We start from the raw sequence: 10,647 nt of genomic DNA, 5'->3' as shown, positions 1-10,647 counted from the left end.
TATGGTTTTTAAAGACGTGACGGCGAATAAATTCGCCTGCCCCTTGCCCCCACGGATGAATCCGGGGGCTTCCACGGGGCGAGGTGTTTGGTGAGATGAGCGATCGCACGTTTGGGCACAAAAAAGCAGCCTGTAGAAGATTCTTTGCAGCGCAAATGTGCAACTGATCGCTTTTTGGGTTTGGGAAGGAGTGCGTAGACGCAAAGCAGCTTGTCTCTGACATCGCGCTCAAATATCAATGTCGATTAAAATTAGTATTAGTTCAGAAAAACTAACTATAATCACTTTGAGATGGATCCCAATAGCCAAGATGAACCTATTCAGCCTCAAAAAGTAGATCCCTATGAAGAAATTTTATTTAGCGGATACACAGATGCTGAGATTGCTGAAATGAAGACACTCATAGAAAATTGGGATCAAGCCACCTATCCAACTTTAGCTAATAGCATTGTCAACCATGCTGACAGACATGATTTTACCAACAATTATTTAAAGTATTTAAGAAAAGCAAATAATTTCAACAAAAAAGGCGCTCGAAAGACAACACTTAGCGATGGTGCAGATAGATGGAATAAAGGAAATGAATTTATAATTGAAAGAAATGGCAAGATTGTTTCATACGGTAAAAACTAGCACATTGTATGCAAAACCTCAGAGCATCAAATATCCCTAAAAATTCCCAGACTGCCAAGAACTACATTGGTAAAGTGTTGAAGCATTTGTTAAGTAATTATAAAAATACCCGCGAAGAAAGACGGCAAATAGGTCTGTGGGAAGAATCAAAAGATTTCAGCATATTAGGGGAAATAGAAATTTTCACAACTGATATTGAGGGATGTGCGTCTCAAGTAATTGCTAATGATGACTTAGAAAATTATCAAGAGATAATTAAAAAATTAACAAAAACGAATATATTTGATATTTCTTATTTTGCCGATTGGTATTTTTCAGAGGAAAGCCAATTTCCACAGGTAAAACTTTATATAGAAAAACTTAACTATCTGCGGTTATTAATTATTGAGTATATAAGCTTACATTATTAGTATCTGTTGTACCGCATTTTAGGTACTTCGACCATCGCATTTTGGTATTTTGAAATGGGAAGGTGATTAGGGAAATTGGCACAGGCGATCGCTCATTGGGTTTTTTGGGTGAATGCGATCGCTGGACTGTAGGTTGGGTTAAAGCACGAAACCCAATATTTGCATGAGTTACGCTATCGCTAACTACAACTACAAATAAATTGCCATATAGTGCGATCGCTCATCGTTTGAGTTGAAGTGCGTAGTTTATCCCTGCCATTGCCCTGAGTGCGATCGCTACTCTATGAACTACCCCGCCCATCTAAGAAGATGGACGAGGTTTCTGACGCTTCATTTCGGACAGTTGCTTAAACCCACCGCAATGGGTAGAAGTAGAGCGATCCGATCCACGTTTGATGAGGTCGGTTCCCGTCCCCATTGCCCAATTGAGCATCACCATCGCCGCAGCTACGTCGCGGTCACAAGTAAATCCACATGGGCAAACCTGAGTAGTTGGGTGGCATAGAATCTGCCCGTCCCTAACCCCGCCTATGATTACATGGACGAGGAATGCGGGACGGAATGTGGGTTCAAAGTAGATATAGCTGACAAAAGCGATCGCTTACAATTAGAGTTACTCCTACTCCGACAAAAATCCATGCAAATCGTTCTGCCACCTGAAGTAGAAGCCCTAGTTCAACGCCAACTCACTAGCGGTAAGTATCAGAACGCGATCGCAGTTATTCTTGCAGGCATCAAACTTCTGGAACAACAAGAAGACATCTATCAAGGACGGCTGCAAGACCTGCAAGAAGAAGCGCGTATTGGGTGGGAAGCGTCCGAGCGGGGCGAAGTTGTTGATGGCTCGGCTGCAATGGCTCAAATTCGTGCCAATGTGCGATCGCGCTACGGTGTTTCAGACGAAGCATGACCCGACAATTTCGCCTTACCAAACCCGCAATTCAAGACATTGAGCAGATAGCGGATTACATTGCTAGACAATCTGGCTTGGCTCAGTCTGAGGGTTTTCTGAGTAAGCTGGACGCGAAATTTGCCAAAATTGCTCAGTTCCCTGGTCTCGGACGAGGGCGCGATGAAATTTTACCTGGTATCCGTAGCCTCTCAATAGACAATTACCTCATCCTCTATATGCCCATAGGGCAAGATGTGGAGATTTTTCGTGTTGTCAGTGGCTATCGAGATATCAAAGCCCTATTCCACGACTCTGATTCTTGATTGGACTTATGAATATTAATTCTCTCCTTTGATTAACAAGCCTCGCGATCATCTCCACCCAACTCACTGAGGTAGAAATTGGCGGCTGGGTTTTATTGTAAATTTACACTTTCCCAAATCGCCGCTCCCGTTGCTGGTAGGCACACAAAGCGCGGTGAAATTCGGCACGGTCAAAATCGGGCCAGAGAGCATCAGTAATATAAATTTCTCCATAAGCCATTTGCCAGAGAAGGAAATTTGAGAGGCGCATTTCTCCACTGGTGCGAATTAATAAATCTGGGTCAGTAACTCCGGCTGTGTACAAGTGGCTCTCAAACACCTGCTCATTAATTTCATCAGGTTGTAGCATACCTTGCTGCACTTGTTTGGCGATCGCCTGACAAGCTTGTAAAATCTCTTGTCGTCCACCATAATTAGTTGCTACTGAAAACCGGATACCGCGATTATCCTTAGTTTCTTCCATAGAACGGGATATTTCTTGTTGGAGCGATCGCGGCAGGTCTTGCAAATTTCCGACAAACTTAATTTGAACATTCTCTTCGACCATTTCCCGCAGTTCTTGCCGCAAAACTCTTTGAAACAGAGTCATCAAAAAATCCACTTCTTCCTGCGGTCTTTTCCAGTTCTCTGTTGAAAAAGCATAAGCTGTCAACGCCTGAATTCCCCAATCCTGACAACAGCGAAGTAAATCTTTGAGAGCATCTACCCCTCGCTTATGACCCATAATTCGGGGTAGACCCTGACGTTTCGCCCATCGACCATTGCCATCCATAATTACCGCAACGTGCTGCGGCAATAGTTCTCGTTTTAAGTCAGTAGGTAAATCTTGCAGTTTAGTTTGTTGTGCTGTCATTTTTTATCTCGAGAAGCGGTCGTTCGCGTAGCGCGTCGAAGACGTGGTAATCCGAGTAAACGTGAAACCAGTGCTAGTGTCTTTCCACCTATCCGACGAACAAAACTCAACAGACCAGGAGCAACAGCTTCCCTATCTACGGTTGGAGACAAAAGAGCCTCTAATGACTCTTTCAGCTTCCTAATCGTCAGCGGTCTATTTAGGGTTCCCCTTTCCGCTAAGGAAATAGAACCCGTTTCTTCAGATACGACGACACAAATGCAATTTTCGACCCGCTCAGTAATTCCCATTGCCGCCCGGTGGCGTGTTCCCAACTGGCGCGAGGCTGTGCGTCCCGAAAGTGGTAAAATTATACCCGATGACACAATGCGTGATCCACGGATCAGTGTCGCACCATCGTGTAACAAAGTTTTCGGCTGGAAAATTGTCTGGATCAATTCTTTAGAAACCTCCGCATTTAGCTTTACTCCTGGCACAGAAAAATCTCGCTCATCAATTGGCCCTGTGGTTTCCACAATTAGTAAAGCTCCAATGCGGTTTTTTGACAATTCTTTAACAGCCTCAACAATTTCATCAATTACACTATCAGATTTGGGGATTGCCAGACGGTCGGGTTGAAGTAGCTGACGAAACTCGCCACGCCCCAATTGCTCCAAAAACCGCCGAAATTCCGACTGTAAAGCAACTGCCATCGCTACAGCACAACCAATCACTAACTTTTCCAGTACAAAACTGAGCAGAGGTAGTCCGAATCTGCCACTTAGTGCTGAGGCTAGCATTAAAAAAATGAATCCCCTCACCATCCACAGTGTTCGGCGCTCACTAATGATAACTAGTATCATATACGTCAGCACCAGCACTAACACAATATCCAGAGTCCCAAGTAGCAAGGACTGTGACCACCCCAGGTTTGCCAGCCATTGCTTCCACCAATCTCTCATGACATCTGGATTACACTTTTGCCTCTAATTACAATTAGGAGTTAGGAGTTAGGAGTTAGGAGTTATGAGTTATGAGTTATGAAAAAAACTTTAATTGACAACTCATAACTTAAAGTTCACAACTCCTAACTTCTAACTCTTAACTCCTAACTCTTGATTTTTTAGTCTTTCTGGTAGGCGATCTTGTCGAATTAAATCTTCATAAGTTTCACGTTGCAAAATTAAATTTGCTTCGCTATTCGCTACTACGACTGCTGCCGATCGGGGCAAGCGGTTGTAGTTAGATGCCATACTGTAATTGTACGCACCAGTTCCCATAACTACGAGAATATCCCCTGATTCAGTCTTTGGGAGTAGTGCGTTTTTAATCAGAATATCTCCTGATTCGCAATGTTTACCAGCAATTGTGACTGTTTCAGTTAAAGGAAAAGACATTTTATTGGCAACAACTGCCCGATAAACTGATTGGTAAGTAATCGGGCGGGGATTGTCAGACATTCCTCCATCAATTGCCACGTAAGTACGAATTTCTGGGATGGCTTTGGATGAACCGATGGTGTAAGCAGTAACACAAGCTGTAGCAATTAGCGATCGCCCCGGTTCACTCAGTAATTTCGGCAAAGGCAGATTTTCGGCTGCACAAGCTTCTTGGATTACTTGACAAATCGCCTTTACCCACTCTTCAATGCTGGGGGGATCGTCTGATTCTGTATATTTAATCCCTAAACCGCCACCAACATTTAACTCTGTAATATTTAAACCAAACTTCGCAGCATCTCGCAGCCACTGCACCATGACTGCGGCCAAATCTTGATGTGGTTGGCGCTCAAAAATTTGGGAACCAATATGAGCGTGTACTCCTACGCAATTCAGGGCAGATTGTTGACTGACAAAGGTAAAAACTTCATCTAAATCGTTGGGATCAAAGCCAAATTTGCTATCTAAGTGTCCCGTGCGAATGTATTCATGCGTGTGACACTCAATACCGGGAGTTAGCCGTAGCATGATGCGAATAGGCAGAGGGGATGAGGAGGATGAGGGGGATGAGGAGGAATTTACTTCCCTTGCTCCCCCTCCTCCCTCATCTCCCCCATCTCCCCCATCTCCCCCTGCTCCCCTGCTCCCCTGCTCCCCTGCTATTTCCACAAGGGTACGCAACTCATACCAGTTATCCGCCACAATGGTGACACCAGATGCGATCGCTAAAATTAATTCTTCACGAGATTTATTATTGCCGTGGAGGTAGATTTTATTGGGACTAACACCCGCTTGCAGGGCTGTGTAAAGTTCGCCCCCAGAGACGACATCGATTCCCAGTCCTTCAGATGCGGTGATCGCACAAACGGCTAAACAATTCCAAGCTTTTGAGGCGTACAATACTTGAGATTCGCCCTTATAGTATTGCTTGAAAGCATCTCGGTATTGCTGACAAGCCGAACGCAGGGTTTCTTCATCTAAAATATATAAAGGTGAACCAAACTGCTTAACTAGGGTTGTGACATCACACCCACCAATTTCCAGGAGGTCATGATGATGAACTCTGGCAGTCAAGGGTAAAAGTTCTTGATTAGGCGATGGATTTGTGCTGGTGTCGTGCCTTTGAGGTAAATATTGACTTCCAGAATGTTGAACCCCAGTGGGGTGAGTCGATACCATAACTATAAAAGTTTTCCTTGTTCAAATTACGGGCTTTGAGTTCGTCTCCCGATTCTCAGTTTACAAGCTAAACGGTAAGCCTAGAGCTTCAGTCACTTCAGTGCCTAGATTAAGCGATTCGTGCGACTTTAGTCGCAGTCAACATTAGCATTAGCCTCAAAGTAGCGCTTTCTAATTAGTTCTTCTAAGTACTCGCTTTTACTTGTTGCTTCAAAAGTACTAGCTAGTCTTTCAATCATTTGCCACGCATCATCTGTCAACCAAATGGTACGACTCTTTTTTGGACTGTCATAAAAAACGGGGATATTTCTTAATCGTTTTTTGCCTTTTCCTGTTACCATCTTAGAACCGAGTGCTATACTAAAGATATAGCACAGGCTGAAAAACTGCTAGTACGTGACAATACAAATCTAGGGTGTCCCTACACGATTGGCTTGTTGTAGTAATGCTAGAGGCAGGAAAAACCTCTATAAAAACCGATGATACCCAGCAGGTATCGACAATCCCAGAAAAGAAAAACCTTAATTAAAAAAGATACGGCGGGGCACGCTGGAATCTGGAGAAAAGAGAGAACCAGGATTTTAAGACACTCTCAATCAAGTAACCGAAAGCTTGGGGACAAATGCCCACTGGGTTTTTGATGAATTGACTGGGCATCTCGTGCGTTAGTACGAATGTTTGGTTAAGTACTGCCAGTCTACTAGTCGGCGATTAGTGGGTGGGACATCAAAATTTAAGGCTGTTTGGAAGAACCTAGAATTTCAGTGTCTTTAGACCTGAGAGTGTCAAAAAGGCTTTGTAACGTTATTCAATTAATGTGATCTCATTAGACTTAGAAATTAAATTACTGACTCCAGAGCATCTCAGTGCATTGTTAAAACTGGATCAAGCTTGTTTTGGCGGTCTATGGACAATGGAAGGCTACCAAAGAGAGTTGGACAGTCCCAATAGTGATTTGCTGGGTTTGTTTTCCCCTGTCTCTAATTCGAGACTATTGGGAATGGGTTGCTTTTGGTCAATTTTAGACGAAGCCCACATTACAATTTTGGCGGTTCATCCCGAATATCACCGTCAAGGAATGGGACAGGCTTTATTATATTCACTTATCAAGACAGCTTGCGATCGCAAAATGGAACGAGCTACCCTCGAAGTGCGAGCTTCCAACTTGGGGGCTATATCTTTATATCAAAAATTTGGCTTCAAAACAGCAGGGCGGCGGCGGCGTTACTACCAAGATAACGATGAAGATGCCCTAATCCTTTGGCTCCCAGATTTACAACACCCCAAATTTAAAGCAACTTTAGACCACTGGTATTCCATTGTCAGCGATCGCCTGAATAAATCCTCTTGGCACTTGCTTTTTAAGTAGTTGGCCATTATTAATTTTGAATTATTGGGGCTTGCGATCGGCCTCAGCAAAAAAATGCAACTTTACTAAGCTATTTTAGATTTGAATTTATTATCAAAAACTATTTATCTATAAGAATATAACATGTAAATTGTTTTTGCTTGATATTAAGAAATATATACGTTATATATAAATGTTTGGGATTAAATCAAGAAACCCTTAATCTAAGCAGTCAGCTATTTGTAATAAATCCCAAAAAAGCTGGTGAACTAAAGCTCCTCAGTACACTAGCCAGATAAGAGTAGTCAATAGTTAACAATTAGCCCATCAACTAAAGTCATAGCTTCAGGATGTCTATAATCTGTTATACAGGCATCTAAAAGCTTTGCCTGTGCTAAAATCAGCATACCGGCACGACCGCAGATGATGGGATAAAGCCATGTTTGAGCGCTTCACAGAAAAAGCCATTAAGGTAATCATGCTGGCCCAAGAAGAGGCCCGCCGTTTAGGTCACAACTTTGTCGGAACCGAGCAGATCCTCCTGGGTCTAATTGGCGAAGGCACTGGTGTGGCTGCGAAGGTGCTGAAATCAATGGGCGTCAATCTCAAAGATGCTCGAATTGAAGTTGAAAAAATTATAGGACGGGGATCGGGCTTTGTTGCCGTGGAAATTCCGTTTACACCACGGGCAAAGCGAGTTTTAGAACTCTCCTTGGAAGAAGCACGCCAACTGGGGCATAACTACATTGGCACCGAGCATCTGCTGTTGGGCCTAATCCGCGAAGGGGAAGGCGTCGCAGCCAGGGTGCTAGAAAACCTCGGTGTGGATCTATCTAAGGTCAGAACCCAAGTCATCCGGATGTTGGGAGAAACTGCCGAAGTTTCACCAGGTGGTTCATCTGGGCGCACAAAAACCCCGACTCTGGATGAATTTGGCTCAAACCTGACCCAGATGGCAATCGATAATAAGCTCGATCCAGTGGTGGGACGCGCCAAGGAAATTGAGCGAGTGATTCAAATTTTGGGTCGCCGAACAAAAAATAACCCCGTGCTAATTGGGGAACCAGGGGTTGGCAAAACGGCAATCGCAGAAGGTTTAGCTTCACGCATTGCCACCAAAGATGTCCCTGACATCCTCGAAGATAAACGCGTCGTCACGCTGGATATTGGTTTGCTCGTAGCAGGAACCAAGTACCGGGGTGAATTTGAAGAACGCTTGAAAAAAATCATGGATGAAATCCGCTCGGCGGGTAATGTCATTCTCGTGATTGATGAGGTACACACCTTAATTGGTGCGGGTGCAGCCGAAGGTGCCATTGACGCAGCGAATATCCTCAAGCCAGCTTTGGCCAGAGGTGAGTTGCAGTGCATCGGTGCTACAACCTTAGATGAATACCGGAAGCACATCGAGCGAGATGCAGCACTAGAGCGGCGTTTCCAACCAGTGATGGTTGGCGAACCGACAGTTGATGAAACAATTGAAATTTTGTATGGTCTGCGCGAACGCTACGAGCAACACCATAAACTGAAAATCTCCGACGAAGCATTGGTGGCGGCGGCGAAGTTATCAGACCGTTACATTAGCGATCGCTTCCTCCCAGATAAAGCCATCGACTTAGTTGATGAAGCTGGTTCTAGGGTGCGCTTGATTAACTCCCAACTGCCACCCGCAGCCAAAGAGTTAGATAAAGAACTGCGTCAGATATTAAAAGAAAAAGATGACGCGGTGCGCTCCCAAGACTTTGACAAAGCTGGAGAATTGCGCGATCGCGAAATGGAAATCAAAGCCGAAATCCGCGCGATCGCTCAAAGCAAGACCAATGCAACTGGCACAGAAGGTGAAGAACCTGTAGTTACAGAAGAAGACATTGCCCATATTGTCGCTTCCTGGACTGGAGTACCGGTGAACAAACTCACCGAATCTGAATCTGAAAAGCTGCTGCACATGGAAGACACCTTGCACCAGCGTTTAATTGGTCAAGATGAAGCTGTGAAAGCAGTTTCACGGGCAATTCGCCGCGCTCGTGTCGGTTTGAAAAATCCCAACCGACCCATAGCTAGCTTTGTCTTCTCTGGGCCGACTGGTGTAGGTAAAACCGAGTTGGCGAAGTCCTTAGCTGCTTACTTCTTCGGTTCCGAAGAAGCGATGATCCGCTTAGATATGTCCGAATACATGGAGCGTCACACCGTCAGCAAGCTGATTGGTTCCCCTCCAGGTTATGTTGGCTATAACGAAGGTGGTCAGTTGACCGAAGCCGTGCGGCGGCGTCCTTACACCGTGGTGTTGTTCGACGAAATCGAAAAAGCCCACCCCGATGTCTTCAATATGCTGCTGCAAATTTTGGAAGATGGTCGGTTAACTGATGCCAAAGGTCGCACGGTGGACTTCAAGAACACCTTGCTGATTTTAACTTCCAATATTGGTTCTAAGGTAATTGAAAAAGGCGGTAGCGGTATCGGCTTTGAATTCTCCGAAGATGCCAGCGAGTCAACTTACAACCGGATTCGCTCTTTGGTCAACGAAGAACTCAAGCAGTACTTCCGTCCAGAGTTCCTCAACCGACTCGATGAAATTATCGTCTTCCGTCAGTTGAACAAGCCGGAAGTGACCCAAATCGCCGAAATTATGCTCAAGGAAGTATTTGGTCGTCTGACGGAAAAGGGTATCACCTTAGAAGTCACAGACCGCTTCAAGGATCGTTTAATCCAAGAAGGTTACAGTCCCAGCTACGGCGCAAGGCCATTACGTCGGGCAATTATGCGCCTGTTAGAAGATAGCCTAGCAGAAGAAATTCTGTCTGGTCGTATCAAAGATGGCGATACAGCCCTTGTTGATGTGGATGAAAATGGCATTGTCCAAGTTAGTTCTCAACAGCGTCGGGAATTATTGCCCCAAGGTGTTGAGTAAGATTTAGGGTTTGGGATTTAAATCTCAAATAGAAAATTAGAAAACGGTAGAGTATTTATTGCTCTACCGTTTTTTTGTTTGGAGGGTACAATTGACGGTCACATTTCATTTCACTCTTTTTCGTAGTTATTCTCTTACTGTGCTGTTTAAATGACTCAATCAGGAATTTTGCGGAGGTTGAGAGTTAATCAACAGAAAGTAGTATACTTTTCTGGGTTCGCCTAAACCTATCTAAAAGTTTCGTTTAAAAACAAAGAATTTTGGGGTTGCTCTAATGCTTAGTCCTGTGGTAACAGTCAGTATCTTTCAAAAACAACCCGATCCTAAAGCATTTTCAGCAGGCCAAGTCATCTTTGAAGAAGGACAGTCTGGTGATGAAATGTATGGCATTCTCGAAGGAGAGGTAGATATATTAGTCAATGGCAAGATTGTAGAAACCATTGAAACGGGCGAAATTTTTGGTGCCGGGGTACTTGTAGGAGTAAAAAATAGAACTTACTCAGCTATTGCCAAGGTGGATAGCAAGCTAGGTTTCCTCGATCGGGAAGGGTTTCTCTTTGCCGTTCAGGAAACACCTATGTTTGCCCTACAGGTGATGAAAAGTTACTCAGAACGTCTGAGTCGCTTGCAGCGTACCATCTAAAGCATCTCAGAAGGCAGGGGCAGGAGGTGCTGACAAGTGT

12 protein-coding genes are annotated in these 10,647 nt (G+C 44.4%); 7 read left to right on the top strand and 5 right to left on the bottom strand.

Going from position 1 to position 10,647, the window contains the following annotated elements; all coding sequences use genetic code 11:
* The coding region (locus tag V7K67_RS20600; protein ID WP_335168144.1) for a hypothetical protein at window positions 1-204 on the bottom strand (204 nt) is incomplete at its 3' end.
* An 87-nt stretch (window positions 205-291) separates the two neighbouring features.
* Here V7K67_RS20600 and V7K67_RS20595 point away from each other — a divergent pair.
* The 4 genes from V7K67_RS20595 to V7K67_RS20580 all read left to right on the top strand — a co-directional run bounded on the left by V7K67_RS20595 (window position 292) and on the right by V7K67_RS20580 (window position 2,258).
* Window positions 292-633 carry a hypothetical protein gene (locus V7K67_RS20595; protein ID WP_334732059.1) on the top strand — a complete coding sequence of 114 codons (342 nt, stop codon included), beginning with the start codon at window positions 292-294 and terminating at the stop codon, window positions 631-633.
* Window positions 634-641: 8 nt separating this feature from the next.
* Window positions 642-1,043, top strand: coding sequence for a hypothetical protein (locus V7K67_RS20590; protein WP_334732060.1), 402 nt, complete (start codon window positions 642-644; stop codon window positions 1,041-1,043).
* Window positions 1,044-1,581: 538 nt separating this feature from the next.
* Entirely contained in the window at window positions 1,582-1,953 is a 372-nt protein-coding gene (locus V7K67_RS20585; protein ID WP_335168142.1) for a ribbon-helix-helix domain-containing protein, read from the top strand.
* The gene (locus V7K67_RS20580; RefSeq protein ID WP_334732064.1) at window positions 1,950-2,258 is read left to right on the top strand and encodes a type II toxin-antitoxin system RelE/ParE family toxin; all 309 of its coding nucleotides are present in this window, start codon (window positions 1,950-1,952) and stop codon (window positions 2,256-2,258) included. Before V7K67_RS20585 ends, V7K67_RS20580 begins: the two co-directional genes overlap by 4 nt.
* Before the next feature lie 103 nt (window positions 2,259-2,361).
* Here the strand turns inward: V7K67_RS20580 and V7K67_RS20575 are convergent, their stop codons facing one another.
* The 4 genes from V7K67_RS20575 to V7K67_RS20560 form a co-directional block, all read right to left on the bottom strand.
* A complete protein-coding gene (locus V7K67_RS20575; protein ID WP_334710356.1) occupies window positions 2,362-3,111 on the bottom strand; it encodes an isoprenyl transferase in 750 nt (249 codons plus the stop codon).
* Complete coding sequence (gene cdaA / locus V7K67_RS20570; protein ID WP_334710357.1) at window positions 3,108-4,052, bottom strand: diadenylate cyclase CdaA; 945 nt, start codon at window positions 4,050-4,052, stop codon at window positions 3,108-3,110. Before cdaA ends, V7K67_RS20575 begins: the two co-directional genes overlap by 4 nt.
* A gap of 132 nt (window positions 4,053-4,184) precedes the next feature.
* Entirely contained in the window at window positions 4,185-5,708 is a 1,524-nt protein-coding gene (lysA, locus tag V7K67_RS20565) for a diaminopimelate decarboxylase (protein ID WP_334732065.1), read from the bottom strand.
* 128 nt (window positions 5,709-5,836) lie between these two features.
* Window positions 5,837-6,049 (bottom strand): hypothetical protein, encoded by a 213-nt coding sequence (locus tag V7K67_RS20560; RefSeq protein WP_335168139.1) that lies wholly within the window; start codon window positions 6,047-6,049, stop codon window positions 5,837-5,839.
* Between the two features lie 476 nt (window positions 6,050-6,525).
* Between V7K67_RS20560 and rimI the strand changes: the two genes are divergently transcribed.
* From rimI to V7K67_RS20545, 3 genes are all read left to right on the top strand, one after another.
* Window positions 6,526-7,077, top strand: coding sequence for a ribosomal protein S18-alanine N-acetyltransferase (gene rimI, locus V7K67_RS20555; RefSeq protein WP_334732069.1), 552 nt, complete (start codon window positions 6,526-6,528; stop codon window positions 7,075-7,077).
* 418 nt (window positions 7,078-7,495) lie between these two features.
* Window positions 7,496-9,964 (top strand): ATP-dependent Clp protease ATP-binding subunit, encoded by a 2,469-nt coding sequence (locus V7K67_RS20550; RefSeq protein ID WP_069071487.1) that lies wholly within the window; start codon window positions 7,496-7,498, stop codon window positions 9,962-9,964.
* 274 nt (window positions 9,965-10,238) lie between these two features.
* Window positions 10,239-10,607 (top strand): Crp/Fnr family transcriptional regulator, encoded by a 369-nt coding sequence (locus V7K67_RS20545; protein ID WP_335168136.1) that lies wholly within the window; start codon window positions 10,239-10,241, stop codon window positions 10,605-10,607.
* The last annotated feature ends 40 nt before the right edge of the window (window positions 10,608-10,647 follow it).

The organism is Nostoc sp. (assembly GCF_036917155.1).
In the GTDB taxonomy this organism is placed as follows: Bacteria; Cyanobacteriota; Cyanobacteriia; order Cyanobacteriales; family Nostocaceae; genus Nostoc.
The sequence above is the reverse complement of the archived record's forward strand: the minus strand, read 5'-3'. Positions and strand labels throughout refer to the sequence as shown.

Excerpts from the sequence above, each read along its gene's own strand:
- V7K67_RS20595 (WP_334732059.1), top strand. The coding sequence starts at position 292 with ATGGATCCCAATAGCCAAGATGAACCTATTCAGCCTCAAAAAGTAGAT.
- V7K67_RS20590 (WP_334732060.1), top strand. The coding sequence starts at position 642 with ATGCAAAACCTCAGAGCATCAAATATCCCTAAAAATTCCCAGACTGCC.
- V7K67_RS20585 (WP_335168142.1), top strand. The coding sequence starts at position 1,582 with ATGGACGAGGAATGCGGGACGGAATGTGGGTTCAAAGTAGATATAGCT.
- V7K67_RS20580 (WP_334732064.1), top strand. The coding sequence starts at position 1,950 with ATGACCCGACAATTTCGCCTTACCAAACCCGCAATTCAAGACATTGAG.
- V7K67_RS20575 (WP_334710356.1), bottom strand. The coding sequence starts at position 3,111 with ATGACAGCACAACAAACTAAACTGCAAGATTTACCTACTGACTTAAAA.
- cdaA (WP_334710357.1), bottom strand. The coding sequence starts at position 4,052 with ATGAGAGATTGGTGGAAGCAATGGCTGGCAAACCTGGGGTGGTCACAG.
- lysA (WP_334732065.1), bottom strand. The coding sequence starts at position 5,708 with ATGGTATCGACTCACCCCACTGGGGTTCAACATTCTGGAAGTCAATAT.
- V7K67_RS20560 (WP_335168139.1), bottom strand. The coding sequence starts at position 6,049 with ATGGTAACAGGAAAAGGCAAAAAACGATTAAGAAATATCCCCGTTTTT.
- V7K67_RS20550 (WP_069071487.1), top strand. The coding sequence starts at position 7,496 with ATGTTTGAGCGCTTCACAGAAAAAGCCATTAAGGTAATCATGCTGGCC.
- V7K67_RS20545 (WP_335168136.1), top strand. The coding sequence starts at position 10,239 with ATGCTTAGTCCTGTGGTAACAGTCAGTATCTTTCAAAAACAACCCGAT.